This window comes from Massilicoli timonensis, assembly GCF_900199515.1.
GTDB lineage: Bacteria > Bacillota_I > Bacilli_A > Erysipelotrichales > Erysipelotrichaceae > Massilicoli > Massilicoli timonensis.
In genome coordinates this window covers 1,187,802-1,213,901 of the sequence record NZ_LT963434.1, presented here as the reverse complement: position 1 = coordinate 1,213,901, position 26,100 = coordinate 1,187,802, and the positions used below count along the sequence as shown (strand labels likewise).

23 protein-coding genes and 1 tRNA gene are annotated in these 26,100 nt (G+C 40.7%); 13 read left to right on the top strand and 11 right to left on the bottom strand.

Annotated features, from left to right (window positions below; translation table 11 throughout):
• Positions 1 to 12 precede the first annotated feature (12 nt).
• Positions 13 to 3,231: a UvrD-helicase domain-containing protein gene (locus C1712_RS07990; protein WP_102268310.1), complete on the bottom strand. Its 3,219-nt coding sequence runs from the start codon at positions 3,229 to 3,231 to the stop codon at positions 13 to 15.
• Complete coding sequence (locus tag C1712_RS07985) at positions 3,218 to 5,875, bottom strand: PD-(D/E)XK nuclease family protein (RefSeq protein WP_102268308.1); 2,658 nt, start codon at positions 5,873 to 5,875, stop codon at positions 3,218 to 3,220. Before C1712_RS07985 ends, C1712_RS07990 begins: the two co-directional genes overlap by 14 nt.
• Before the next feature lie 392 nt (positions 5,876 to 6,267).
• Between C1712_RS07985 and C1712_RS07980 the strand changes: the two genes are divergently transcribed.
• Positions 6,268 to 6,999, top strand: coding sequence for a YwaF family protein (locus C1712_RS07980; protein ID WP_102268306.1), 732 nt, complete (start codon positions 6,268 to 6,270; stop codon positions 6,997 to 6,999).
• A 455-nt stretch (positions 7,000 to 7,454) separates the two neighbouring features.
• Here the strand turns inward: C1712_RS07980 and C1712_RS07975 are convergent, their stop codons facing one another.
• The 8 genes from C1712_RS07975 to C1712_RS07945 form a co-directional block, all read right to left on the bottom strand.
• A complete protein-coding gene (locus C1712_RS07975; protein WP_102268304.1) occupies positions 7,455 to 8,915 on the bottom strand; it encodes an RNA-binding domain-containing protein in 1,461 nt (486 codons plus the stop codon).
• A gap of 32 nt (positions 8,916 to 8,947) precedes the next feature.
• Positions 8,948 to 9,094: a hypothetical protein gene (locus C1712_RS12700; RefSeq protein ID WP_180963097.1), complete on the bottom strand. Its 147-nt coding sequence runs from the start codon at positions 9,092 to 9,094 to the stop codon at positions 8,948 to 8,950.
• A gap of 90 nt (positions 9,095 to 9,184) precedes the next feature.
• Positions 9,185 to 9,364 carry a hypothetical protein gene (locus C1712_RS07970; RefSeq protein WP_146003325.1) on the bottom strand — a complete coding sequence of 60 codons (180 nt, stop codon included), beginning with the start codon at positions 9,362 to 9,364 and terminating at the stop codon, positions 9,185 to 9,187.
• A 15-nt stretch (positions 9,365 to 9,379) separates the two neighbouring features.
• The gene (locus tag C1712_RS07965) at positions 9,380 to 10,708 is read right to left on the bottom strand and encodes an SPFH domain-containing protein (RefSeq protein ID WP_102268300.1); all 1,329 of its coding nucleotides are present in this window, start codon (positions 10,706 to 10,708) and stop codon (positions 9,380 to 9,382) included.
• A gap of 59 nt (positions 10,709 to 10,767) precedes the next feature.
• Entirely contained in the window at positions 10,768 to 11,166 is a 399-nt protein-coding gene (locus C1712_RS07960; RefSeq protein WP_102268298.1) for a hypothetical protein, read from the bottom strand.
• Positions 11,114 to 11,419 (bottom strand): zinc-ribbon domain-containing protein, encoded by a 306-nt coding sequence (locus C1712_RS07955; protein WP_102268296.1) that lies wholly within the window; start codon positions 11,417 to 11,419, stop codon positions 11,114 to 11,116. The genes C1712_RS07960 and C1712_RS07955 overlap by 53 nt, the downstream gene beginning before the upstream one ends.
• Positions 11,420 to 11,442: 23 nt before the next feature.
• Positions 11,443 to 11,652, bottom strand: a complete 210-nt coding sequence (locus tag C1712_RS07950; protein ID WP_102268294.1) for a helix-turn-helix domain-containing protein — start codon at positions 11,650 to 11,652, stop codon at positions 11,443 to 11,445.
• A gap of 199 nt (positions 11,653 to 11,851) precedes the next feature.
• Positions 11,852 to 11,927, bottom strand: a tRNA-Thr gene (locus C1712_RS07945).
• Positions 11,928 to 12,052: 125 nt separating this feature from the next.
• On the opposite strand from C1712_RS07945, the gene C1712_RS07940 reads away from it, so the two are divergent.
• From C1712_RS07940 to C1712_RS07925, 4 genes are all read left to right on the top strand, one after another.
• Positions 12,053 to 12,856, top strand: a complete 804-nt coding sequence (locus tag C1712_RS07940) for an endonuclease/exonuclease/phosphatase family protein (RefSeq protein ID WP_102268292.1) — start codon at positions 12,053 to 12,055, stop codon at positions 12,854 to 12,856.
• A gap of 405 nt (positions 12,857 to 13,261) precedes the next feature.
• Positions 13,262 to 14,593, top strand: a complete 1,332-nt coding sequence (gene mnmE, locus C1712_RS07935; protein WP_102268290.1) for a tRNA uridine-5-carboxymethylaminomethyl(34) synthesis GTPase MnmE — start codon at positions 13,262 to 13,264, stop codon at positions 14,591 to 14,593.
• 57 nt (positions 14,594 to 14,650) lie between these two features.
• The gene (locus C1712_RS07930; RefSeq protein ID WP_102268287.1) at positions 14,651 to 15,412 is read left to right on the top strand and encodes a TatD family hydrolase; all 762 of its coding nucleotides are present in this window, start codon (positions 14,651 to 14,653) and stop codon (positions 15,410 to 15,412) included.
• Between the two features lie 71 nt (positions 15,413 to 15,483).
• Positions 15,484 to 15,960 carry a YbaK/EbsC family protein gene (locus C1712_RS07925; protein ID WP_102268285.1) on the top strand — a complete coding sequence of 159 codons (477 nt, stop codon included), beginning with the start codon at positions 15,484 to 15,486 and terminating at the stop codon, positions 15,958 to 15,960.
• Between the two features lie 116 nt (positions 15,961 to 16,076).
• Here the strand turns inward: C1712_RS07925 and C1712_RS07920 are convergent, their stop codons facing one another.
• Positions 16,077 to 17,069 carry a Gfo/Idh/MocA family protein gene (locus C1712_RS07920; protein ID WP_102268283.1) on the bottom strand — a complete coding sequence of 331 codons (993 nt, stop codon included), beginning with the start codon at positions 17,067 to 17,069 and terminating at the stop codon, positions 16,077 to 16,079.
• A 118-nt stretch (positions 17,070 to 17,187) separates the two neighbouring features.
• On the opposite strand from C1712_RS07920, the gene C1712_RS07915 reads away from it, so the two are divergent.
• The 8 genes from C1712_RS07915 to C1712_RS07880 all read left to right on the top strand — a co-directional run bounded on the left by C1712_RS07915 (position 17,188) and on the right by C1712_RS07880 (position 26,093).
• Complete coding sequence (locus C1712_RS07915; RefSeq protein ID WP_102268281.1) at positions 17,188 to 18,393, top strand: HD domain-containing protein; 1,206 nt, start codon at positions 17,188 to 17,190, stop codon at positions 18,391 to 18,393.
• A gap of 128 nt (positions 18,394 to 18,521) precedes the next feature.
• Positions 18,522 to 19,463, top strand: a complete 942-nt coding sequence (locus tag C1712_RS07910) for a hypothetical protein (protein WP_102268279.1) — start codon at positions 18,522 to 18,524, stop codon at positions 19,461 to 19,463.
• Between the two features lie 181 nt (positions 19,464 to 19,644).
• Positions 19,645 to 20,514: a methionyl aminopeptidase gene (locus C1712_RS07905; protein ID WP_102268277.1), complete on the top strand. Its 870-nt coding sequence runs from the start codon at positions 19,645 to 19,647 to the stop codon at positions 20,512 to 20,514.
• Positions 20,515 to 20,683: 169 nt separating this feature from the next.
• Positions 20,684 to 20,980, top strand: a complete 297-nt coding sequence (locus C1712_RS07900) for a hypothetical protein (RefSeq protein ID WP_102268275.1) — start codon at positions 20,684 to 20,686, stop codon at positions 20,978 to 20,980.
• A gap of 316 nt (positions 20,981 to 21,296) precedes the next feature.
• Positions 21,297 to 21,776 (top strand): S-ribosylhomocysteine lyase, encoded by a 480-nt coding sequence (locus C1712_RS07895; protein WP_102268273.1) that lies wholly within the window; start codon positions 21,297 to 21,299, stop codon positions 21,774 to 21,776.
• 54 nt (positions 21,777 to 21,830) lie between these two features.
• Positions 21,831 to 23,072, top strand: coding sequence for a phosphoribosylamine--glycine ligase (gene purD / locus C1712_RS07890; protein ID WP_102268271.1), 1,242 nt, complete (start codon positions 21,831 to 21,833; stop codon positions 23,070 to 23,072).
• A 343-nt stretch (positions 23,073 to 23,415) separates the two neighbouring features.
• Positions 23,416 to 25,296, top strand: coding sequence for a BglG family transcription antiterminator (locus C1712_RS07885; protein WP_102268269.1), 1,881 nt, complete (start codon positions 23,416 to 23,418; stop codon positions 25,294 to 25,296).
• A 14-nt stretch (positions 25,297 to 25,310) separates the two neighbouring features.
• Complete coding sequence (locus tag C1712_RS07880) at positions 25,311 to 26,093, top strand: tyrosine-protein phosphatase (RefSeq protein WP_102268268.1); 783 nt, start codon at positions 25,311 to 25,313, stop codon at positions 26,091 to 26,093.
• The last annotated feature ends 7 nt before the right edge of the window (positions 26,094 to 26,100 follow it).

Genomic DNA, 26,100 nt, shown 5'->3' with positions numbered 1-26,100 from the left:
CAAGAACCGCTTTTATTTTTCAATCATCTCTTCCAAATGGAAGCTGTATAGATAACTGTGTATGCGATGGTTAGGATAAATCTGATGCAATGCGTCCTCATATGCCTGTAATTGTGCTCGATAATGGGCAAGCAGCGCATCGCCATTCGATACCCGATCGCTTTTGAAATCGATCAAAAGCAGTTCCTTCTCATCTGCCGCTAAAAAGTCTATGACGCCATGCAGCAGCGTATCATCTTGTAAAATGGCAAACGGCGCTTCATAGTAGCGCTTAGGCATCTGCTGTGCCTTTTGAAAGAGCGGCTGCTTCGCTAAGGCAAGCAGGGCGTTTTCAATTCCGGTTTGATAAGGAAGCTCCCATTTTTGTGAAACAGCTTGGATCTTTGCGCTGTCCCATGGCAGATCACCCAGCTTTTCTATATAGGCGTGCAAGGCCGTACCATACTGCATGCCCTCGTTTTGTAACGTGAGTTTTGGCAGGGCATCGCTTTTTTTCGCTGTCGGTGTTTCATAGAAAAGCGGCTGATGTGCGTACGCATAAGTAAGCTTTTGAAAATGATCCTGCTGTGGTTTGCTTTGCAGATAGGATTTTTTCTCTGTTTGCCAGGTCTTGCTGACTGTTTTGGTGAGCACCATGCCGGGTTTTAGATGCGAAGCGCTGCATAACCATGAGGTATAGCCTCTTCGCAAGTAAAGGAAAGGAGACGTGATTGCAGATCTGGCAAGCCTGCTTTCATCGGTAATGACGTCGACAATGTGCATTTCATCCTGTGCACGCGTTGTCGCTACATATAAAATGCGCATTTCTTCTTCCAACTCTTCTTTGTTTTTCTTGTGCTCCATCGCCATGCGCATGATCGTATCTTTACGATAACGCATCGGCAATACGATCTGATCCATCGCAATGCCCAATTCATTGTCACAGATCATCAGATCTTTGGATTCCAATGCCGGGAACGTAACGGTTGACCACAAAAAGACGATCTTAAACTGTAAGCCTTTTGATTGATGAATGCTCATGACCCGCACGACATCATCTTCACTGCCGATTGGCAGCGCTTCGGCGCTTTCCTGCTGCTTCAGCGTTTCCACATAGCGCAAAAAGCCGGTTACCCCAAAGCCTTCCTGCCGTTCAAAATCACATGCCATTTCATATAGCAGATCGAGATTGGTCTTTTCCTGTACGCTTGTATGCGCTAAGTAAAAAGCGTTGGTTTCATAGAGTTCATTCAACAGATCTTTCAAGGAAGCGTGCAGGATCGTTTGATGATGCGCAAGGAAAGCAGAAAAGCCGTCACAAGGATGTTTTTTCAAATACGCATAATACGAATATTCCTGTTCCTGCCGCATGGCCTGCTTCCACTTTGCCAGCTCTTCGAAAGAAACCGCAAATAAAGGCGAAGTCAGTGCGGCGACCAATGCGATATTGTCAAAAGGATCGACACAGGCGCGTAAGTAGGAAAGAATACAGGAAACGCCGTAAGATTCATAGAAGCCGGACTTTGCATCAATAAAGAAGGGAATGCGGTATGCGGAAAAGGCTTTTTTCATCTCTGCCTTGATCGAATTGGAGCGTGCCAGCACGACAAAATCTTTCCACTTGCATCGTTTTTCTTCATGGAGCCTTGCGATCTCTTTGGCGATGTAATCTGCTTTTAACGCCGGGTTGCTGATCGAAGCGGGGAGCTGCACCGATAATTCTTTCCACATCAGCTTATGAAAAATGATCGGCTGGTTGTCTTGTAACTGTGCCGGTGTGCCGCCATATGCAATATCTTCCTGATGAAAGGCCGGTGTGAAATCATCGGTATTCATCAATTCCTCATAAAGTGCATTATTGAAGTCGATCAGCAGCTGTTTGGAACGATAGTTGTTTGATAAATAGATGACTTCATCCTGTGCCCCTCGATGTGTGATGAGATCGCGCATGATCGATGGCTTGGCATGACGGAAACCGTAAATGGACTGCTTAATATCGCCCACTCGAAATACATTGTTTCCTCTGGCGATCAAATTCACCAAAACATTCTGTACGTCATTGGCATCCTGAAACTCATCGACCATGATTTCCGCAAACTGCATGCGGTAATCGTTTCGGATCTCTTCATGCTCTTGCAGGATAGAGAGCGCATAACTTTCCATATCGTGAAAGTCCATTCCCTGCTGCTGTTTCTTTTTCATCAAAAAGCGTTTTTGATAGGCGCTTGTCAATTCACATAGCTTTCGGATCAACGGGCGCTGTTCACTGATTTGCGCAAACAGTTCTTCCTTGGAATAAAGCTGTGCCAGCAGCCGTTCTTCCAGCTCTTGGATCTGTTTGCGTAGCTGATCATATTCCGGATCGTTTGCTTTGTCGGGATTGGCCGGCAGGATCACTTTTGCACAGGCGATCAGCTGCTCCCGAAACAGATCATAGTCCTTTTGGTCTAACGCTTTTTTCATCGCCGCAATGCCGACCTGTTTACTGGTTAATGCAGTACGCTGCTTTTCTGTTGCTTCTTCACGATAGGTGAAACGCATGGCGAGGGCATCGTACTGTGCGCTGTAAATACTGAGCTGTGATGTTAAGTAATCGAAAAAAGCCTGATAGATCGTTTCCGGCAGTTCTTGAAAAGAAGTGATCGGCTGATAGTTGTCAATACACATTTGTAAATAAGCCTGTTCATCGACGAAAGAAGATGCGGCTTGCGATAAGGAAAAGATCGCCTGCTTCAGCGCCTCATCATTTTCAGCCCGCGGTGAAAATAACGCACAAAGTTTTTGCATGTCCTCATCGTTTTGCGCCATTGCCTCATGCAGCACCTCTTCACAGGCTTCCTGCTCATAAATGGCAAGCAGGGAAGGATCTAAGATCGTTTCCACCTGCTTTGGCGTTAGATCGGTCACATAATAATACTTTTTCACGATCGATAAACAAAATGAATGGATCGTTGAGATATTGGCGTCGGGAAGCAAGGAAAGCTGCTTGCGGATATATGCGCGTGTTTGTTCATCATCGGCTTCCTGTAAACGGCTTTGCAGCTGCTTTGCCAGTCGTTTTTTCATTTCATTGGCAGCGGCATCGGTATAAGTCATTGCCAAGATGGAAGAAAGCGGGATCTGATCGTCAAGGATACGGCGCATCAAACGCTCTATCAGCACGGTCGTCTTGCCGCTCCCCGCCGATGCGGAAACCAGCACATTTTTATCTCTTGTCGTAATGGCTTTTAACTGTGCTTCATTCCATTTCATGCTGCTTTCCTCCTTTGATGTAAAAATGCTCCGGCAGTTCTTCGATCAATGCTTTTAGTTCTCGATTATTGCCCTGATAGCGGCAGATGTCATGATAATGACAGAACAGGCAGGCATCTTTGATCGGTGCGGGCGCGATCACACCGCTCATCATCTGTTTTACGATCGCATCATAGAGCTGCAACAGCACTTCGCTGATCCCTTCCATAGAATAGATCGTACGTGCCTGTATCGCACCGTCTTTATTTTGGGAAAAACCGTTGATGTGCGTACCGTCATGATCAAGCGCCTCTAAAAATTCACATGTCGTCCAGCCCTTTAAGCCACTTTTCTTTAATTTGTCTCGCAGTGCATCAGCCTCTTCGTAAACGTGGAAAGCCACCGGTCTGCGTTTGATCTTGCCATAAGGAAAAGGGATGCTTTCATTCTTCAAAGACTGATAATAAGCGCCTGCGACATCTTTGTGAAACTGCTTTTGTGCAACATAGGCATAGGTGAGCAGCTGTAATTGTTTCCCTGATAAGACATTTTGTAAAGAGAGCACTTTGGCACTGCTCTTATAGTCGATGATGCGTAAAAAATGTTCATAAAAGTCAATACGGTCGATCACACCGCTAATACGGATCAAAATGCCTTGATTGGTCGGGATTTCTTCCTCAAAGCGGTGTTCAAAGGCAGCGGGCGCATAGGAAGTCTGTTCTTCCATATCGTCTAACAATCCCAGCAGTACCTGTAAGTTTTGATGCAAACGCTGCAAGATATTGGATAAAAGCACTTCTTTGTTTGGATAAACCTGCATGATTTCCTGTATTTTGCTTTCCAGATAAGGAAGCAGCGCCTCTTCATGCTTGGTATAGGATTTTTGGTAATGACGTGTCATCTGTTCCATGGCATAATGGGATAAGGTACCGATCTTGGCGACATTGAAGCTCACATCCAACGGTTCTTTGATCCCCAGTCCATAGCGCACAAAATAGGAAAACGGACAGTTCACATAGCGTTCAAATGCTGAGATACTTCCCTTTAATATCTGGTCGGGGGTAAATAACTGCCGTGCCGTTGTTTCCCGCAAACAAATTTCTTCTTGCCGTTCATGATCATGCTGGGATAAAGGATAAAGGACAGATGTCCTATCGGCAAGCAGTTCGATTTCCGGCGCCGCCTCTTGACTTTTTCCCTTAAAATCGCCCTGTGCATAGAACAGATACAGTTCCTGTGCATTATGATGGTGCTTTTCTAATCGTTTCAGTGCATGCGCATAGCGCTTCTCTAAAGCGGGATAAGCAACCTGTTCCATGTAGCTTTCATCAAAAAAGCCTTTTTCTCCGCTGAATGCAGGATAATGTTTCTGATCGCAGCCCATGATGATATGTATCGGCGTATGCAGCAGCGGCTTATTGAGGTCGGTTATCATGACCCCCTCATAGTGCTCACAGCGTTCTTGTTTCATAAAGGAATCACATATTGCCAGTAAAAAAGAAAGATCTTCTTTTTCATTCAAATAAGGCATACTGTCCTGCAAGATCGTCTGTATCTGTGGCAAAGCGCTTTGATAGGCGCGGTTTTGGGCAAGCAGATCATAGCAGTGGTGAAACAAAGCAGGCAGATCGTCTTGTTGCAGCGGAACCAGTTGCAGTAACAATTCTTCCTTGGCAATGCGTGCTTTTTGTTCGATCTGCTTTAATTCTTCCACTTCATAAGCGGAGAGAATATCATCGCTGATCACAGCTTGTTCCATATGGGTAAAAGAATCATGCAGTTCTTTTTCAAAGATGAGCAGATAGGTGCTGAGCGCATGCAGATGCTTGATCGGAAACAAGGAAGCATCCAACAAAGCGAGCAAGTGTGCGCGATCTGGCGTCATGGCATACGTCAATAACAGCACAAACGCCTTCATGCCTAAAGAGGCACGCTGTTCAAATAAGATGGTATGGGGGATCTGATGTCGGGAAAAGATCTGTTTGATAAAAGGCTTATAGGAATCATCACAAACGGTGATCTGTACGTCTTCTGCCCGATATTGTTTCGTTAAGATAAGGTCGGCGACACTTTCTATTTCCTGCCGTTTATTGATGCTGTGATAAAAATGGAGCTTCGGTTTGTACGCATACCAGTCGATGCGCTTTGCACCTAATGCATACAATGCTTCTATCTGTTGTTGCTGCGTGAAGGAATAGCCGCAATCTAAAATATAGACATTGCTGAGATCGCGCTTTGTTGATAGCAGCACGCTGCATGAGGTGCTTGCGGGGTCGAGCATGATAGCGAGATCTGCCAGTGCATGCAGGATCAAAGCGAGCTCGCGCTGTACTTCACTTTGGTTAGGCAAGGTGGAAAGGTCAAATGCGAATTGCTCCCGTTTTACTAAAAATCGGTGCACTTCACTTAGAAACGCATAGGTAGGCGCAATTCGTTTTAAGATATGCAAAGCAGGCAGTATTTCTTTGATCTTGTGATAATACTGCCATAAGACTGCGGTTTCATTGACTTCTTTGCCGATCGTTTCTGTTAAAAAGGCCTGCGGGGTTTTCATGTGCAGGTCAAACAGATTTTTGTGCTGTTTCAACAAGCGGTATTGTAAAAAAGGATGCAGGTAACTCGGTGCAAGAATCGTGGCATTTTCAGGGATCTCATAAAGGTTCATACGGCCGCCTCCTGTCGTTTGCTTCTACTTTATAGTATAGCGTAACTGGCTTCTAAAAGAAAGAAACAACAGGTAAAAACAAATGTAAAAATATGTTGTGAGAAGGACGATATGTATGCGATCGATCATAAGAAATAAAATTTATAAAAAATACGATTGCGTTATCTGTAAAGATAGAACGCATTGCAGGCTCACGATCATAGATATATGATTAGGAGAAAAAGTGATACAATGGCGGTTCGTCTTTGCCTATGCCGTATTGGTCTTTTTTTGCTTGGAAATCAATGTCTATGATTATTTCTTTTTTAATTCTTTTGAAATTCTTAATATTTTTTAAGAGGGAATCTTTACTTTTTTCTTTTATACTGTAAAAGAAGAAAGGAAGTGATTTTATGAATACCTTTTTCAGTGATACCGACGGGTTGATCGGCTTCTCCCTTTTTGGCTGGCTCCATCTGCTTACCATAGCGGTTTTGATACTGGCAGTTTACTTGCTTTATCGCTTCCGCTTTCGTTTAATGAAGTGGCGTTTTCGTGAACAAATGCGCTATCTCTTTGCCGGTATCATGTTTTTGAATATGACGGTCTATTATGGCTTGAAGCTATATACCGGTACTTGGGATTTTCATGTGCATCTTCCTCTTCATTTCTGCTTCATCAGCGGTTACTTATTCATGTATGCATTGGTCACAAACCGTAAAGAGATGTTTCACTGGCTTTATTTCTTTGCTTTTGCCGGTCCGCTGCCTGCCATTCTTTTACCTGATCTTACCTGCGGATTTGACCGTTTTCTGTACTGGCAGTATTTCATCTCCCATCATTTTTTCCTGATTGCGGTATTTTACTGTTTATTTGTTTTACAGTGGCGGGTGGAGCGAAAAGATATAGTGCCGGCGATCATCAAGGCAAACTTTGTCTTTCTGCTCGTGTTCCTATTCAACCAGCTCTTTCACACCAACTACATCATGACAAGCACTTTGCCTAGTCATATCTTGCGGCTGATGCCTTTTCTTTCTCATTTTCAATCGCCGATCCTTTTGTTGGAGCTGGCAGGAGTTGCTTCTGCATTATTCGCTTACTCCTTTGTACTATATGATTATAATAGAAGATCAGTGCTGTCTTGATAGAGCAAATATTTTGAAAAGCCTGTGCAATCATTTGACACAGGTTTTTATTACGTCTCTTTTTATGCCTTTTTGTGGTTTGAGAAGAGGAGCATATGATTGTGGTGTTGGCTCTAACTACATTCTCTTTCATTAAGTTTTGAGTAGATTGGGGAAAAGTGAAGGAAATAAGAGATTAGAGAAAGGAGCTTTTATAGTAAAACTTTCATTTATAATGTCTAACAGTCTATCTATTTCATTGCCATTAAAAACTCATTTTCTTCCACGTCTTCTTTGTATTATCTTATTAGTGAAGCAACTTAAATTTAGATAATAATCTTCATTTTAATCATATAAAACTTATCACAATCAACGACCTATCAACGAAAACTAATATAAAAATGATTGAAAATAGGCTTAATTATAAGCTTTTCAATCATTTTTGTATAAAACAATCAACGACTTGTCAACGAAAATTATGCCCAATACGGAATATATCTTCTCATTTTTGTAGGAGCAGAATTGTCGGCTAGTTTAATAAATCCTAGTTTCATTGTTTCTTTAATTACTCTAGAAACCATAGCTTTGTTTTTTTCTTCAATACCAAAACGATTTCTTAAAACAGCATTTGATACTTCAATTTCATTAACATAGCAATAGCAAGTATACAAATAACATGTTCTTATCTTATCTTCTTTTTTCCACTCGCCGAAGTTTTTGTACCAATATAACTTAGTACGAGTAAAATCTTCAGCAGTTTCTACTTTTGGTGCCGGAATTTTGAGTTCATTCATTCCTTCTTCCATGCGATCAAAACCACTGCCACGCTCCTCACAAATTTTAACGATTCGCAAAAAAGAAGCAATATACTCATTTCTAGAGTGCGGAGCTGTATCAATAATACGATTTACTTCGACTAATAAGTTGCCTGGATTTGAAGACTCAACTCTAGTATCAAATACTTCCATCATTGGCCCATTTCCATGAACAGTTAGGTCTTGATGGATAATCATATTTCCAACCATTTCCCTAACTGCTTTTTTTGGAAACATAATATGTTCTTCTCTAGGACCACCATCAATTTCTTCCTCCTGTGGAATGATTGTCATTACGTAGTCTGTAATATCGCTGAACTGAACTGCATATCCTTTTGAAAAAACCTGTTCTCTAATTGCATTAGTTCTTCCTGTTCCTCTGTATTGAATCACACGAATAGATTTACGTTTTAGATGTGAAAAATCATTAAGATTCTTTGCGAATAATAATGCTCCCATATTGGTAATTGCATAATTTCCATTATCCATTTCAATAATAAACTGTTCATCCAACATATTATGAATAATACCATCACGGTTACTAGGTAATGGTAAATTCATAAGTGTATAGTACGCTGCACAATCTAATAACTCTGTGACTCTTGAAGAAGTAATGTTTTCTAATGCAATCATCAATTCAAAAGGTTTTTGTTCAAAAGACAACCAAAGTTTCCGTTCTTTTTCAGGAAAATCTTTTAATTTTTTCTTATAGGAACCTACGCGAATATACTCTGTTTCTTTGAACCTTGTTGGATGATTATTCGCACGAGGGATTTCCATTATTACGACATTAACGCCATTGATTGATATTTCAAAAAACTTGAAATCAACTCTTGGCTTTAATGCTCTTAATAGCCAATTTTCTAATTCTTCGTTACCAATTTTCGTCTGTTTCGGACTAAAACTAGTACCAACGATTTCATGAGTGCTATCATCAATCCCCCAAATCATATATGCTTTTTCTTTTTCGCATATAGTAGCAGAATTGCTTAACGCAGAAACATATTCGCCAATTAGAGATGGTTCATCATTGTTGACTTTAAATTCTAACCACTCTGTTTCGTTAGAAAAATGACATAGCCTTTCTATTAAACTAATGTAATATTCTTGCTCTGCACTCATTTAATCATCCTCTTTCTCATCTTTTGATTCATTTAAAATCCCCCTATTCCCAAATAAAATAACATTATAGTTTTAATAAATCCTTTAAGTTGAGGGAATGCACTTCTATTCACACCCACACCGAACAAAAAATTAATGTGAGAAGATGAGAGAATATTTTTGTTTAATTTTTCTTCCATAAAAACACCTCCTAACTAGCTAAACCGTTCGTTTTATTCCATATTATTTAAAAAGTATTCAGCTTCACTTAATCTTAAATCCCAATGCTTCTACAAAATTCGAATGATCTTATCGTTTTCTATATCAAGTTCTTTCAATACATAAACTATTTTCTTTATATCTTCTATCTGAATTTCTATTTGAGCATCATTAAATCTTTGCCTATTTCTTTCTCTTACTTCTTCAATAATATCTCTACTGAAATTTTTTATACTTTTCCAATTACTCATGATTTTGCTCTCCATCTAAAATTTCTCTGGAAGTGGAGGAACGTTATTAACATTAAATAAAGATAATATTTCAATAATATTTCCTGCTCTATCCCAATTATCCATTCCTTGCTTCCAAACAAGAGTATCTTTAGTCAATGTTCCTTGCACAATCATTTGAGATAATGTATTTAAATCAAAAGGACCAGTTGCTTCGCCGTTTACTGCAACATAATACATTACAGTAGGTAAAGGTGGTGGTGTTATTCCGATTTGGTTAGGCTGGTTTATTCCAGACATCATATTACTTATTGAACCTGCAATATTTTGTCCAACAGCACCTCCAACAGCCATACTGGCCATCATTGCTGCCATATTAAATCCATCTCCATTATCACCTAAATTAATATCTCCTGCTTCATTAGTTCCCATTTGACCTAATGCTTCAGCACCAGCAACACCAACTTCTGCCTGTTTTTCGACTTGGAAAGCCCCAATATTAGCAGTTTGAGTTTGTTTATGTTGTGCATATTGACCTTCTTCTCTTTGAATACGAAGTCTTTCAACATAATCTTCTGTTTGTGCTTGTACTTTAACAATATCAATATCTTTCGTTACACTCATTAATTGTTTAAATCCATCACTTGATTTATCTAGTTCAATTGCAGATATGTCTACTCCAGATACTGTCACACCAAAATCTTCATTCAATCTTTCTTCAATATGTAATTCTACAACATCATTTATTTGAGAAGTTTTTGTTTCAATTTGAACTAAAGGAATATTATTTTGAGCTGGTGCATTTGCTACGATATCTTTAACATAACGACAAACCGCATCTCTAATTTCTCTTTGAAAATCATCTAAATTAAAAGTATTAAGTCGATGTAATTTAATAAATTCTCTGTAATCGTTAATCTTGAAACTTATAGTTCCTCTAACAGCAGTTGGGACACCAAAATCCATAAATCTAGGATCATATACATCAAAAAATGGAACACCAAATTTTACTTGGATAATACGAGCAAGATTTATAAAGTAAATTTCTGCTTGGAAAGGAGTTCCCCCCTCGTATGCTAAGCCCACAATACTTGCAAGGATAGGAAAGTTATTTGTTTTGATGATTTCATCATATGGTCCTTCAATAAACTCTTGCATAGTTTCATCTTTTTGTTTATAAACAAATACAGCAACTTCACCATCTTTTACTCGTAACGATGAACCATATCTAATAGCATTTTCTCTATTTCCTTCTCCTAACTCTTTTCCAGATGGATGCCATTTCCATATTAAATATGACTTTTCATCACATCTAATTTCATCCATAAATCCTCCAGTTTTATTTTTCCTATTGAATATTGACATAATATATCCTCCATTCTATGTCTAATGTCTTTTATAACTTTAATATTTTCTATTTTTTATCACTCAATTGCTACCCCCGCTGCTATAACAATAAACATAAGACTAATAACACCAATGTTTTCATTATTAGATGCTGAGTATACTAAAAAAAAGAAAATTCCTATGATAAAAAAGATTAACGCCCACGCATATTTTGATTTAAAAAAATTGAATGCATAGTTTTTCTTATTCATTTTTTTTATTTGAACATACATTGATTTCAAACGTTCAAATTCACTGGTATTTCCAAAAGATAATTCTGCCTTTTGATATGCTTGTTCAATTTTAACCATCCATGCATTTGTATTCATACCGCCAATTTTAATATTTGAACTTGCAAGAATAAAAAATTCATAAATTTCTTCTTTAGTATTTGGAATATAAAAAGTTCGAATTAATTCTTCTTTTTTTTTGCACATTATTAGTGTTTTCTAATTTTAATGATAACTTATGTACTTGACTTGTAATTTGTCTTCCTCTGATTTCATGCCCACAAGTTGTACACACCATTTCATAGGCATTTATCGTGTTACCACAATTTGGGCATTTATGTATTTCACCTTCATAAACTGTTTTCCGTTTGCTATTGTCATCTAAAGTTGATTTTCCACAATTAGAACAAAATTTATCATCTTCATTTAATTCTTTTCCGCAATTCATGCAAACCTTCATTCATTTATCCTCCTTTGTATATTTTATTCTTCAGTTTTAATAGCATCGCATATATCTCCAATATTACAATCTAAATAACCGCAGATACGCAATAATACAGATAGTGCGACTTCTTCATTTCTTCTCAACTTAGTCATTGTACCAGTTGCGATATTTAAATCAGCTCTTAATGATACTGGAGAAATTTCTTTTTCAATAAGCAATATCCATAGTTTTTTATAACTGATTTTCATTTCTCTACCTCTTATCTTAAAAATACAGTTTAATTATATTATTACAAAGCCGTTTTTTCAATATGTTCAATTGCTTTTATAATAAAATATCGCAACTTCTTGCTATATTTGTTGGAAATATTTATGATTTTGTTCAAAATTAAAAAAATATATATAAACTAAAAAACACCCCTCAAAATGAGAGGTGCTATATATTAAATGGTGCCGACTATAGGACTTGAACCTACGACCTACGCGTTACGAGTGCGTTGCACTACCAACTGTGCTAAGTCGGCATTTTCTTTGCCTTCTTATTGTAACGCGCATCATTAAAAAAATCAATCAAAAATTTATGCTTTGCAACTATTATGTGCAAATGGAACGTGTTAAAATAAGAAAAACAGGAAAGTGAGGTGGCAGTGTGAAACGAAAAGTAGTGATCGGCATTCTGATTGTTATAGCAGCGATCGGCGTTTTTGCCTTGTGGCGCCACAACAGCCGCAATTATAATCGCGAATTAGGCAATAAGGAAAACATCAAAACGCCTGAAACAATAAAGATTGCCACCTATAACATCAAGACGCTGAACCAGGGAGAAGATCTGCATGCGTGCGTACAAGATCTAAAAACGGCGCAGGCTGATATTTTAGTATTGCAGGAAGTGGATGAGAGCGCTTTTCGTTCAAATGAGATGGAAATGGTAAAAGAATTAGCCGCTGCCGCTGACTATCCTTATTATTACTTTTACGAAACGATGTGGATGGTGGACGGTTATTATGGGTTGGGCATTTTGAGCCGTTATCCGATCCTTTCCGTATCTTCTCATTCTTTGCCTAATGAACTGTTAAAGGAGCCGCGTATTCTTGCCGGCGCAAAGATTCAGGCAGGCGAAGAAATCCTTTCTGTTTATCTCACTCATTTAAGTTATAAAGAACGCGACGTCAGATGGGAGCAGATCGACTACTTAAAAGAGGAACTGCAAAATGAGCGTAACACGATCCTCATGGGGGACTTCAATACATTCACCGCCGATGATTTTTTTACCATTGACGGCTATGAACAGATCAATAATGCCGCTGCACCGTTGCTTACATTCCGTGATTTCGGTTTCCCAGACAACATTTTCTATGCCGATCATTTTACCTTGTTAGACAAGGGAACGCTGCAAAGCTCCTTTTCCGATCATAATCTGTTATGGTGTCAATTAAAAATACAGCCCTCCTAGGTAGAACGAAAAAGATTCATGATTCGGATGCGCTTCCTAAAATAGCATCGAAATGATTTTCTGGTAACAGTTTAGTTTTATACGGACTGATGATTCTTGTCTATCTGCCTTTTGGTATCGCATAGAACTTCGCGTGTAGAGTTATGATGCATGACTGACACAAAAGATAATCTGATGTAGATAGAAGCGCTGTTATAAAGCATGTTATAGTAGCAAAGCGTTCAAAAATTACTGTTCATATACCTGATGACTTTTTCTGTTGTTTTCCGGTACGCTTTAGCCGATAAGGAATGACGCGCGGCAGTCCGCTTTCGACTGATTGGCTGATATCGTTTTATGTGCAGCTATCATTAGGCAATCCGCTTATTCTATGTTAAAATGTAGAGCAGGAAGAAGGATGATAGTATGGATACGATAGCTGCGATTTCAACAGCACTTGATCAAGGAGCCATTTCCATCGTGCGTATGAGCGGAGAAGATGCGATTGCCATTGCAGATACGCTATGCACCTGCTCTTTGCATGATGCGCCAAGTCATACCATTCACTATGGCTATATCAAAGATCCACAAAGCGAAGAAGTGCTAGATGAAGTGCTGATATCGGTATTTCGCGCCCCTAAGACATTTACCAGAGAGGATATGGTGGAGATCAACTGCCATGGCGGTATTTACATCACCAGAAAAATATTGCGGCTTTTATTGGCAAATGGAGCGAGATTGGCGACACGCGGTGAATTTACCCAGCGCGCTTTTTTGAACGGCAGGATCGATCTTACCCAAGCAGAGGCCATCAATGATATGATCGCTGCCGAAGGCGCATCGGAAGCAAAGCTTGCGGTGCAGGGAATCCGCGGCAGCATCAAAAAACTGCTGGATCCTTTTTTAGAAGAGCTGTTGGACATCATTGCACATATTGAAGTGAACATCGACTATCCGGAATATGATGATGTCGAACAATTAACCAATGAGGTGTTGTTGCCGAAGGCAAGAGACTGGGCGCAGAAGATCAATGCAATCTTAGCGCGCGCCAATAGCGGAAAGATCGTAAAAGAAGGGATTTCCACGGCGATCGTCGGACAGGCGAATGTTGGGAAAAGCAGTCTTTTGAATGCTTTGTTGGAAGAAGAAAAAGCCATTGTAACCGATATTGCCGGTACTACACGGGACATCGTGGAAGGAAGCATTCACTTAGGCGCATTTACTTTGCATTTGATCGACACTGCCGGAATTCGGGAAACACAGGATACCGTTGAGAAAATCGGCATTGCGCGTTCACTGAAAGCGATCGAAGAAGCACAGTTGGTGATCGTGGTGCTGGACGGCAGTAAAGAAGCAGATCAGCAGGATCAGGAATTATTGGAAAAGACTGCCGATAAAAACCGCATCATCGTTTATAATAAAAAGGACATCAGCCAAGCGCCTTCCAAAGAAGGCATCTGGATCAGTGCGGCGAACGGCGAGATCGATGCGCTGATCAAAGAGATCCACCGTCGCTATGACGAGCATCTGATCGTATTGAAGGAGCCTTCCTTAGCCAATGATCGCCAGATCGCCTTGATGATGAAAGCGCAGCAGGCAATGACGCAGGCAATCACGGCAATGGAAGCGGGCATGGAGCTGGATCTGGTGGCGATCGACATACAGGAAGCCTATTCGGCATTAAAAGAAATTCTGGGTGAAGTGCATCGAGAAGATCTGTTAGACGCGCTGTTCTCCAATTTCTGCTTAGGAAAATAAACGGTAGGATCAAAAGACGCATGCGCAAACATACAGCAAGAGCAAAGGAGGAATAGGATGAAACTGGTAGATTCACATGTGCATCTGGCAAGCGATGGCTTATATGAGGACGCAGAGGAAATCATCGCCAATGCACAGGCGGCAGGCATCGTTAAGATGATGGTGATTACTTTGAATCCGGAGGAATTTCAGCGGGCAAAGCAGTTAAAAGCAAAGTATCATGATCTGTTAGATATTGCTTACGGTCTTTTTCCCAGCGATCTGCACGAAATGACAGAGGCGGACTGGAATGCGTTTTATGCGATCACGCAAGATGAGGATGTCAAGGCGATCGGTGAGATCGGTTTAGACTATCATTGGGATAAGGAACATGCACAGTTACAAAAGGAAGGGTTTATCCGCCAGATCAAGCAGGCCCAAAAACTGCAAAAACCGATCATCGTTCACAGTCGGGAAGCGATGCAGGATACGATTGCGATCATTCAGACCCATCTGCAAGGAAAAGGCTTGATGCACTGTTACAGCGGCAGTGCCGAGAGTGCGAAAGTACTGATGAAAGCAGGCATGGATATTTCCTTTGCGGGGCCGATCACTTACAAAAATGCAAGAGCTTTGGTAGAAGTGCCGCCGGTCGTACCGCTCGATCATATTCTGGTGGAAACAGATGCGCCTTATTTAACGCCGCATCCGCATCGCGGCAAGCGCAATGAGCCGCGCTATGTCACATATACGTTTGAAAAAATCTGCGAACTGAAGCATTGCGACAGCGAAGCGCTGTCTGAGGCAGTTCTCGCAAATTATAAGCGTTTATTCGGTTAGTGTTTCTGTGATCCATAAACGACGAAAAAAGTTTTCTGTCTTATTTGAAATGAGGAATAGGAGGAATGGTGATGTCTTTAGAGCGGGTGATTCATTATTTTGGACAGTTTGATATGGCAGATCGTATCTGCGTGCTGTCTGACTCCAGCGCCACTGTCGCGTTAGCAGCGGCGGTGATCGGCTGTTCGCCTAAGGAAATTGCCAAGACCATGTCCTTTTTAGTAGAAGGGAAGCCGCTTTTGATCGTAACCGCAGGTGATGCGAAAATCGACAACCGCAAATATAAGGCCTGTTTTCAGGTAAAAGCGAAGATGATTCCATCAGATCAAGTGGAAAAGCTGATCGGTCATGATGTCGGTGGCGTTTGTCCGTTTGGCATCAACGACGGAATCGATGTATATTTAGATGTCTCGCTGCGGCGATTTACAGAAGTTTATCCGGCTGCCGGAAGCGCCAACAGCATGATCAAGATGACATTGCCTGAATTGGAACGATATGCACAGGCAAAAGAATGGGTCGATGTTTGCAAGGACTGGGAAGAAGCATAACGATCATTTCATGTAAGCGCAAGTGCGTACAACGAATTGTTTTGGATACAATTAAAAGATAAAAGAAAATGCAGGCACGATATTTTGCTCGATTGCCTGCATTTTTTATGAATGTTTTAGGATAATGTTTCTTCATCTGCCGCGAAATGGATCCCGGCCTTTACTCTGGCTTCATACAGCACCTCAAATACCGCCAATGAGTTTTCCAATTCCCGATAACATGCGTCTAGATCTCCCTGCTTCATCATTGAAACAAATGCTTTTACCTCATAGTACAAGCCCGGCATGATCTCCTCTGTTCCGATATTTGTCTGTTTTTGTTTCAGGTTAAGCATGACCTCCTGTAATAAAGAAGTCGCACCGTTTACAAGCAGATAGCCATTCTCACCCTGAATCTGGGTATAATTCGCCGCTTCACAGTTTTTACAGGCGATGCAGACAGCCTGAAAGTCCGGATAAGTCAAAAGCAGCACGCCTGCAGTATCGATCCCGTTAGCAGCAAGACTTGGCTCATAGCGAACTTCCTGCGGTTTTCCAAACAAGCCCATCACAAAATGAAGATTATAAATATTGAGATCCATCAGCGCCCCGCCGGAAAAAGCAGGATTGAAAACATTAGGATTTTCTCCGGCGAGAAACTTGTCATAGCGGGAGGAATACTGTGAAAAATTACACTGTACCATGTGAATCTTCCCCAGTTGTTCGACATGTTCCCGGATGATCCGATAGTTTGGCATATGTCTGGTTACGATTGCCTCAAACAAAAACAAACGCTTTGCTTTTGCGACCTGGATCAAATGCTTTAATTCATCTACAGTAGAAGTAAACGGCTTTTCACAGATCACATGCTTCCCCGCCTGCAATGCTTCCAGCGCATAATGATAATGCAGTGAATTAGGCGATGCCACATAAACCGTATCAATCTCCGCATCTTTCAACATTTCCGTAAAATCCGTATAGACCTTTTCCACATGATATTGATCTGCCAGCTTTCTGCCGGTCGTTTCTTTCCTGGAATATACGGCGACACACTTCGCACCTTCATTTCGTTCCACAGATGTCAAAAACCATTCTACGATAAAACCGGTTCCCACCGTTGCGACTTTCATATGTTTCACGCTCCTTGCCTATACTATATCATAATCACAGCCGATCATGTACTTATTTTCGCTTTTCTGTGAAATCATGTATAATATTGGTAATCAATAGGGAAAAGCAGGTGATCAGATGTTTGTAAAGTATCAGGAACCGGAAGTCATGCGTGATCCGATCCACGACTATATCCATATTTCTTATCAGGTAATATGGGATTGCATCAATGCCAAAGAATTTCAAAGGCTGCGCCGGATCCGTCAGCTGGGCGGAAGTTTTCAGATCTTCCATACTGCGGAGCATTCGCGGTTTTCCCATTCGGTCGGTGTTTATGAGATCGTCAGAAGAATGATTGCGGAAGTGAAAGGCTTAAAAGAAGAATTAAGCGAATATGAGCAGGTAACGGTCATGCTGGCAGGCTTACTGCATGATATCGGACACGGTCCTTATTCCCATGTATTTGAAACCATCAGCCATTGCTCGCATGAGCGTTTTACGCAGCGTATCATATTAGAGGACAGTGAGATCAATGCCATCTTAAAAAGCGCGCATCCCGATCTTCCCAAAGATGTCGCAAGTGTGATTTCCTACACGCATCCCAATGAACTGCTGAATCAGTTGGTAAGCGGACAGTTAGATGCAGATCGCATGGATTATCTATTGCGCGACGCTTATTTTACCGGTACGAGCTATGGACGTTTTGATATGGAAAAAGTGCTGCGGGCAATGACGATCAAGCAGCATCGCTTAGTCGTAAAAGAAAGCGGCATCTATGCGGTCGAAAACTATATCATGGCGCGTTATCACATGTATTGGCAGATTTATTATCATCCGATCTCACGAAGCTTTGAGGCAGTGCTGACTTTGTTTTTTAAGCGCATGCAGGTATTGTATCAAAAAGATCCTGCTAAGCTTTCCGGCGCCGAACTGTTTTTTCCATTTCTGAAAGCGGGAGAAATTTCGATCGACGATTTCTTTTTCATGGATGAAAGCAGCGTGCAGTATGGGTTCCATGTACTTACGAAAAGTGAAGATGAGATTCTTGCGGATCTGGCAGGGCGCTTATTAAATAGACATTTATTTCGCTATGAAACATTAACGGAAAGCCGTATTCCGATGATCAAAAAAGAGCTTGCGGAAAAAGGCTTGGATCCGGACTATTATTGTTATTTCGACCGCGCTATCCAAAAACCTTATCAGCCGTATCGCAGCGAAAACGGTCATAACATTTGGGTATGGAAAGCAGATGGCAGCATCGTGGAACTGTCGCAGGTTTCCTCTATTGTCCATGCCATCGCAAAAGCAGACATCAAAGAAAATCGCCTGCTGTTTTATCCATAGGAGAGAGGCAGAAAGTATCTGTAAAATAAAGAAAGCGTAGGAAAAGCTTGTATGATCGCATTTCTTGTTTTGAAAGCGTTATGATAGTATGCTATAATAAAACAGACGTTTGAAAGGTAGAGATAGAAATGAAAGATTTATTTGCGATGTTATGTATTCGTTTTGCGAAGCGCAATACGCCGGTTCGTAAAAAGAATTTTTTGAAATGGATGATGGAAAACTGCAAGCAGATGAAAGTGAAGCACAAGGTGGATGAAAAAACGGAAAAGCGCATGACTTCCACCAATCTGATCTGCGGGGATCTGAAACATGCGGATGTGGTGTTTGTGGCCGGTTACGATACGCCAAGCAAAGTGTATATTCCGGGTTATCAGTACTATCCTTTTGATGAAAAGAAAGATCATAAGATGGAAATGCTTTCTTTGGTCATTCAGCTGTTGATGTCGTTTATCGTATTGATCGCACTGTTCTTTTTGATCCGCGGCTGGAGCGGCTACAATATTTGGCTTAAGATCGGCTGTGTGATCGGTTCCGCTGTTTTGCTGGTGGCGGCGTATCTGTTTGGCAAAGGGGCTGCCAATAAATACAACTTTAATAAAAACAATGCGGCGTTAAGCGTAGCGATGACGTTGTTAACGCAGTCTGTTGATAAAAAGTATGAAAATGTGGCATTCGTCTTTACGGATTTCTCAAGTGCTTCTTTTATGGGCTATCGCCAGTTGTCACAGATGCGGGAGATTTCCAATAAGAATATCGTGATCTTAGATTGTATTGCGAGCGAAGGAGAATTGTTTGCGGCTTATAACAACGGCGGGAAAGAATGCGCAATGTCGTTAAAGCAGATCGACGGAGATATTCAGACTTTGGATTATACCGATGCGGCAGGGGTATTTGGCTTATTCAGAAAGCTGACCTATGTTACCAGCGGAAAAAAAGTGGACGATCGTCAGGTTGCGATTGCACATACGCGTTCCCGCAAAGATTCCAAGGCTGATTTTGATCGGATCGAAAAAGTATATCAGTTCTTGCTTGCCTATATGGACCAGTTGGGAACTGCACCGAAAAAATAAGAGATGAAAAGCATGTGCTGAAAAGGCATGCTTTTTTTAGCTGCGAAGAATAGATGGCATAAGGGAAAGGCAACAGCACATATGAAAAGAGATCCTTAAAACGTGTGTAAAAATCATTTGCTCAAGTGCTTTTTATCGGTAATTGTGTTATACTGTTTGACGTAATGAAAGAGGCGATCATATGGAAATGAAAAGAAACAGTCCGTGCTGGTGCGGCAGCGGGCTCAAATATAAAAACTGTCATGAAAAATTTGATGAGAAAATGGCATATTACGCAGCCAAAGGCAATATTATGCCGGATCGCAGCTTGATCAAAAATAAAAAAGATATCATCGGCATCAAGAAAAGCGCGGCAATCAACAACGGTGTGCTGGATCTGATCGCAAGCAAGATCAAGGCAGGTATGAGCACGGCTCAGTTGGACCAGCTCGCCTATGACTATACCGTTTCGCATGGAGCCATTCCCGCGCCGCTTGGATATGGCGGTTTCCCAAAAAGCATCTGTACTTCGATCAATGATGAAGTGTGTCATGGGATCCCCGATGAATCCATCATCTTAAAAGAAGGCGATATCATCAATGTCGATGTATCGACCATTTATCATGGCTATTACAGCGATGCTTCCCGTATGTTCATGATCGGAGAAGTCAGCGAAGAAGCCAGAAAACTGGTCGAAGTAACAAAAGAATGTTTACAGATCGGAATTGCGGCAGTTAAGCCATGGGGGCATGTCGGTGATATCGGTGCCGCTATTGCCGAACATGCACATAAACACGGATACAGTGTCGTGCGCGATTTTGCGGGGCATGGTGTTGGCAAGGAGTTTCATGAAGATCCGATCGTATCACACATCAATGTCAAAGGAACCGGCATGATGCTGGTACCGGGCATGGTCATTACCATTGAACCGATGATCAATGCGGGAGACTGGCATCTTTATATTGATGCCGATAATGGCTGGACCTCTTATACGAAGGACGGCAGCCTTTCCGCACAGTGGGAACACACGATTTTAATTACGGAAAAAGGCGTAGAAATCATTTCACAGTAAGAGGAAAACAGACAAAAAGGGAGCAGATCAGACAAAATTTGCTCTTTTTTTCATAAAATCTACATAAAAAATGCGTTTGGTATCCCTTTCAATGAAGAAATACTTTGAAAATAAATACATTTGATTAAAAAAGTGTTATAATAATCCATATATGAGAGGAGAAAATCATATGGAAAAATTTACGATGGAAGATTACAAAGCACGTCTACAATCTAAAAAACAGGATGCTCACAATAAGGAATGGTTATACATTGAAGTGAACGCAAAAGATTTGATCGAAGAATATGAGCCGGGTGTTAAAAATTTGAATGCGGCTTGTAAGGCAATGCTGAGTGAGATGCTGGAAGGGGATTACTTTGTAGTAGAGCCGAAAAGCAAATCGAAATGTGCTTATGCTTTGACGATTCGCTACTATGTGGATAACTTAAGCCCGGAGCGCAGAACATACGCAGAAGCAAACGCATAACCGAAAAAAAGCAGGTGTGGATAGGGAAGTTCCTTATTGCACTTGTTTTTTTATTGATAAATGGAAAAGCGATCATTTTAGCATGAGCGATATGGCAAAGGCAGAAAAGGAGCGGTAGGATTGCAACAGCGGTAAAAATAAGAAAATACTGATGAAAATATGGATTTGAAATGGCAATGATAAAAATTTTGTTATAATTTTGTTGGGATAAATCTGTTATAATGGAGAAGCGTTCAATGTAATAAAAAGAAATGATAAAGGGAACAGCGTTTTTATGACAATGGTGTTTCTAATAAAAAAAGAGGAGGAAAGTGTGATGGAGCGAATTACCAGTTTTTGCATCGATCATGACCGGTTAAAGAAAGGCTTGTATCTTTCTAGGATCGATGGGGATGTCGTTACGTATGATATGCGCATGTGTGTGCCGAATCAAGGTGTCTATTTAGAAAATGCAGGACTTCATACGTTTGAACATCTGCTTGCGACTTATGTACGCAACAGTGTATATCGAGATCAGGTCATCTATGCGGGACCGATGGGATGCCGTACCGGTTTCTATTTCTTATGTCGGGATCGTGTCAGCAAGCAGGAAGTGATCGCTTTATTGCAAGCGGCATGCGCGTTTATAAAAGACTATGAAGGGGAAATTCCCGGAGCGTCCTGCAGCGCCGAGTGCGGAAATTATTTAGACCATGACTTACAACAGGCAAAACGCTATGCGCAGGATTATTTGCAAGTGATTCAGGCATGGAAACCGGAAGATATGATATATGAGGATAGTGACAAAGCATTGTAATTGATCATAATATCAAGTAAAATGAAATGGTAAGAAAAAGGACAGGAGGATATCATGAAGGTACTGGTAATCGGAAAAGGCGGACGGGAACATGCGATTGCTCATGCCGCGAGCAGAAGTAAAAAAGTAACAAAGGTATTTGTGGCGCCGGGGAATGTCGGCATGCGTGATATTGCCACATGTGTGCAGGTAAGCGATCAGGATGTGGCAGGATTAGTAGCGTTTGCGAAACAGGAACAGATTGATTTAACGATCGTCGGACCGGAGGCAAGTCTTTCACTTGGTGTTGTCGATGCGTTTCAAGAAGCGGGATTAAAGATCTTTGGGCCAAGCAAGGCGGCGACCCAGTTAGAGGCAAGCAAGGATTTTACGAAACGGCTGATGGCGAAGTACCATGTGCCGACGGCTGCCTATGCGACATTTGCACATTATGAGGAAGCGGCTGCTTATGTCAAGAAACAAGGGGTGCCGATCGTTATTAAAGAAGATGGCTTAAAGGCAGGGAAAGGCGTTACCGTGGCAATGACGATGGAAGATGCGTTAGAGGCTTTAGATATTGCTTTTGCCTTACCGCAAAACAAAGTCGTGATCGAAGAATATTTGGAAGGATTTGAATTTTCACTGCTTTGCTTTGCATGTGGAACGACGCTGATCCCGATGGAAATCGCACAGGATCATAAACGTGCTTATGACAATGATGCAGGTCCGAATACGGGCGGTATGGGCGTCTATTCACCGGTCAAGAAGATTACCAAAGAAATCGTGGAAGAAACGATGCAGACAATCATGTATCCGGTAGCGGAAGCGATGGTAAAAGAGAGGTGTCCATTTACCGGTTTCTTATACGGAGGGCTGATGCTTACCAAAGAGGGCGTCAAGGTAATTGAATTTAATGCCCGTTTCGGCGATCCGGAAGCGGAAGTGATCTTGCCGCGTTTAGAAAGTGATTTTATAGAAGTGATCGAAGCGGTCATGGAACAGCGGGAAATGGAACTGCAATGGGATCCACAGGTTACCTTAGGCGTTGTGCTGGCAAGCACGAACTATCCGGCATCTTCTACCAAAGGCGCTGTGATCAAAGGCTGTGAAGAAGTGGAAGGACTGCTTTATCACATGGGAACGGATGAGAAAGATGGGCAGCTCATTACTGCCGGAGGACGTGTATTGATCGTTGTAGGAAAAGGCGATACTTTGGAAGAAGCATATGAGAAAACCTATGCGGATGTAAGAAAGATCAAAAGCGATGCGCTGTTTTATCGAAACGACATCGGTAAAAAAGATATGGCTGAAAAATAAAAAACAGATTGGCACAAGGTTGTTGCGAGATCGTACGAAATAGTAAAACAAAAAGGAGGGGCAATTCCATAATGTGGAATAACCGTCCTTTTTTGCGTTTATCGGAACTTGATTGCAATGACGAAGCGATACGAAATGCCCTCTTACAAATAGTGAATAGGATACATTTTTTCCGGCGTGTGCACCTATCTGTTATTTTGTGAATCACGGTCATATAAAAGAAAAAGTCAAGAAAGGAATGCTGTTTATTCTTACATTTAGCGGGTAATAGTTCTTTTAGGTAAGAGAAATTTCATCGTTGGAAAAAGAATACAACGCTCGTTATACTGTAGGTGGTGAGGAAATGATAGAGAAGATTGATTATCAAATTTTGAAAATTTTAATGGAGAGCGATGCTTATGTGTCCGGCAATAAAATTGCAACTTTATTAGACAAAAGTACCAAAACAATTCAACACCGTATTCGTTGTTTAGAGGATGAACTGACATCTTATGGCGCCAAGATTGCAGTGAAACATGGTTTCGGTTACTTGCTGGTGATTGAAGATCAACAGTTGTTTGATCAGCTGTTGTCGAATGTTCCCTATACGGAAGAACAACTGGTAGATCAGATACTCTCTCGGCTGGTCACAGAAAACGGCTACTTAAAGTCAGATGATTTGACAGAAGAATTCTTTATCTCTAAATCGACATTGACTAAAATATTAAAAAAAATCAGACATATTTTAGCAAATTACAATTTGAAAATTCAAATGAAGCCTCACTACGGCATCAGAATCATCGGCGAAGAATTTGATTTGAGGAGATTTATTTCAAGCAACTATGTGCAAAGACTGGTAGAAGATAATTTCTATTATTTCAGTAAGTCAGATAAAGCATACTGCAAGATCAAGCAGATTATTGAAAAGGTCTTTGAAGATCAAAAATACAGCATGCCGGATTATTTACAAGAAGCATTATCCTCACACCTCTATATCAGTGTAAAAAGAATTATGGAAGGGAAAGAAATTGACTATTCACTGGGACAACAGAAAGTATCTTCTAATATGAATGATTTGGCAGATGAGCTGATTGATTGTTTAGAGAATGAATTTGCGATCACGTTCAGTGCTTCAGAAAGAGAATATATTTTATTACAGATCCTATCGAAACGTGAATTGGATCAAAAACATAACCAACAAATCCCGGAAGCGATCAATCAACTAGTTGAAAAAATCTTAATTACGATACGAGATATTATCGGCATTGATTTATTAGATGATTTTAATTTGCGCATCATGCTGGGCTTGCATCTGTTACCGCTAAAATTTCGGCTGGAACACGATGTCGTGTTAAAGAATCCAATTTGTGAACAGATCAAAACACAATGTGTAAGCGGGTACGAGTTGTCTTTGATCGCGGCAGAGGTGATAAAAGACGAGTGGGGTTTTGAACTGTCGGAACAAGAGATCAGTTATTTTGCCTTGCACTTCAATGTCGCATTGAAAAAAGAAATCCAAAATATTCGCAAGAAAAAAATACTGATCGTATGTGGAAGTGGGAGAGCGACCTCGCAGATGATATTTTACAATTTCCAGCAATACTTCCAGCAATATATAGAGAAAGCAGATATTTGTGATGTCAATCAAATAGAGCGTTATTTACAAAACCATGCAATAGATTACATTTTCACTACGGTACCGCTGAATGTGGATACTTCTATTCCCGTTTTTGAATTTTCTTTCTTTCTGAATGAAAGAACCGTTAAAAGGATTCAATCCATATTATCGGAGGAAATTCAAAAATCAGATGCCATCGCATATTTCAGACCGAGTCTATTTTTTACGAATTTAGATGTAAAAGATAAAGAAGAAGCTTTGGATCGGATCATTGATCGAGTGGGCGAAAATGTAAAACTGCCAAAGCATTTTAAGGAGTTGGTATTAAAAAGAGAGGAACTGTTTACAACGGATCTGTTGCCTGATGTGGCATTGCCCCATCCGATAGAGAGCTGTACGGATTTTACCTTTGTCTCAGTTTCATTCTTAAAGAAATCGATTGATTGGGGAAATCAAAAAGTTCGTTTGATCTTATTGATTTCCATGAGCAAGGTATCCAGTGAAAAGTATGTATTCTTATATGAAAGAATCATTAAAATGCTATTAAATCAAGAAGTATTATATCGTATGATCGATCAGCCGGATTATGAAACATTTATCAATGAACTGATCAAAGCATCTTATTAAAAAGCAGGTGAATTATGGAAAAAATAAAATTGGAAGGAGCCTATAACTTTCGCGATATCGGCGGCTATCGGACAAAGGATGGGAAAACGGTGAAAACCGGTCTTCTATATCGTTCTGATGAACTGAGCAAACTAAGCGAAAGTGATGTTGCTCTTTTGGAGAAAATAGGCATTAAAACAATCGTTGATTACCGTGCGAAGCGGGAACGGATCGATAATGAAGATGTGCCGATCGAAGGCAGCACGATCATTTATCTGGATCCGAAAGCTGATGTGGCGGCGTTAGCCAGCAGCGAAAATAAAGACATTTTAGAAAAAAACCGTTCGATGATTTCTTCAAAACAGGCGTATTCGCTCATGTACCGGCAAAATGAAGAATTTGTTTTAGCAGAAACATCCAAGAGCAGTTATCGTAAACTATTGAAACTGCTGCTGGATACAGGGAATTGTCCATTGGTCCAGCATTGTCGAGGCGGGAAAGATCGTACCGGTTATGGTGCTGCTTTGATCTTACTGCTGCTTGGCGTAGATCAAGAAACGGTGCTCAAAGATTATCTATTGACCAACGTATATAAAAAAGAGAAAAATGAGCGAAGCTTGAAAGAAGTTTATGATAAGACCGGAAATAAAGATTTTGTACTGGCATTACGATACCTGAAAGAAGCCCGCAAGGAATTTTTATTGGCCGCGTTGAATTTGATTGAAGAACAATTTAACGGTATTGAAAACTACGTGATCCGAGAATTAGGACTCACGATAGAAGAAGTAACTAAAATAAGAGAAAATTATTTACAATAGGGAAAGG

Excerpts from the sequence above, each read along its gene's own strand:
- C1712_RS07990 (WP_102268310.1), bottom strand. The coding sequence starts at position 3,231 with ATGAAATGGAATGAAGCACAGTTAAAAGCCATTACGACAAGAGATAAA.
- C1712_RS07985 (WP_102268308.1), bottom strand. The coding sequence starts at position 5,875 with ATGAACCTTTATGAGATCCCTGAAAATGCCACGATTCTTGCACCGAGT.
- C1712_RS07980 (WP_102268306.1), top strand. The coding sequence starts at position 6,268 with ATGAATACCTTTTTCAGTGATACCGACGGGTTGATCGGCTTCTCCCTT.
- C1712_RS07975 (WP_102268304.1), bottom strand. The coding sequence starts at position 8,915 with ATGAGTGCAGAGCAAGAATATTACATTAGTTTAATAGAAAGGCTATGT.
- C1712_RS12700 (WP_180963097.1), bottom strand. The coding sequence starts at position 9,094 with ATGGAAGAAAAATTAAACAAAAATATTCTCTCATCTTCTCACATTAAT.
- C1712_RS07970 (WP_146003325.1), bottom strand. The coding sequence starts at position 9,364 with ATGAGTAATTGGAAAAGTATAAAAAATTTCAGTAGAGATATTATTGAA.
- C1712_RS07965 (WP_102268300.1), bottom strand. The coding sequence starts at position 10,708 with ATGTCAATATTCAATAGGAAAAATAAAACTGGAGGATTTATGGATGAA.
- C1712_RS07960 (WP_102268298.1), bottom strand. The coding sequence starts at position 11,166 with ATGTGCAAAAAAAAAGAAGAATTAATTCGAACTTTTTATATTCCAAAT.
- C1712_RS07955 (WP_102268296.1), bottom strand. The coding sequence starts at position 11,419 with ATGAAGGTTTGCATGAATTGCGGAAAAGAATTAAATGAAGATGATAAA.
- C1712_RS07950 (WP_102268294.1), bottom strand. The coding sequence starts at position 11,652 with ATGAAAATCAGTTATAAAAAACTATGGATATTGCTTATTGAAAAAGAA.
- mnmE (WP_102268290.1), top strand. The coding sequence starts at position 13,262 with ATGGATACGATAGCTGCGATTTCAACAGCACTTGATCAAGGAGCCATT.
- C1712_RS07930 (WP_102268287.1), top strand. The coding sequence starts at position 14,651 with ATGAAACTGGTAGATTCACATGTGCATCTGGCAAGCGATGGCTTATAT.
- C1712_RS07925 (WP_102268285.1), top strand. The coding sequence starts at position 15,484 with ATGTCTTTAGAGCGGGTGATTCATTATTTTGGACAGTTTGATATGGCA.
- C1712_RS07920 (WP_102268283.1), bottom strand. The coding sequence starts at position 17,069 with ATGAAAGTCGCAACGGTGGGAACCGGTTTTATCGTAGAATGGTTTTTG.
- C1712_RS07915 (WP_102268281.1), top strand. The coding sequence starts at position 17,188 with ATGTTTGTAAAGTATCAGGAACCGGAAGTCATGCGTGATCCGATCCAC.
- C1712_RS07910 (WP_102268279.1), top strand. The coding sequence starts at position 18,522 with ATGAAAGATTTATTTGCGATGTTATGTATTCGTTTTGCGAAGCGCAAT.
- C1712_RS07905 (WP_102268277.1), top strand. The coding sequence starts at position 19,645 with ATGGAAATGAAAAGAAACAGTCCGTGCTGGTGCGGCAGCGGGCTCAAA.
- C1712_RS07900 (WP_102268275.1), top strand. The coding sequence starts at position 20,684 with ATGGAAAAATTTACGATGGAAGATTACAAAGCACGTCTACAATCTAAA.
- C1712_RS07895 (WP_102268273.1), top strand. The coding sequence starts at position 21,297 with ATGGAGCGAATTACCAGTTTTTGCATCGATCATGACCGGTTAAAGAAA.
- purD (WP_102268271.1), top strand. The coding sequence starts at position 21,831 with ATGAAGGTACTGGTAATCGGAAAAGGCGGACGGGAACATGCGATTGCT.
- C1712_RS07885 (WP_102268269.1), top strand. The coding sequence starts at position 23,416 with ATGATAGAGAAGATTGATTATCAAATTTTGAAAATTTTAATGGAGAGC.
- C1712_RS07880 (WP_102268268.1), top strand. The coding sequence starts at position 25,311 with ATGGAAAAAATAAAATTGGAAGGAGCCTATAACTTTCGCGATATCGGC.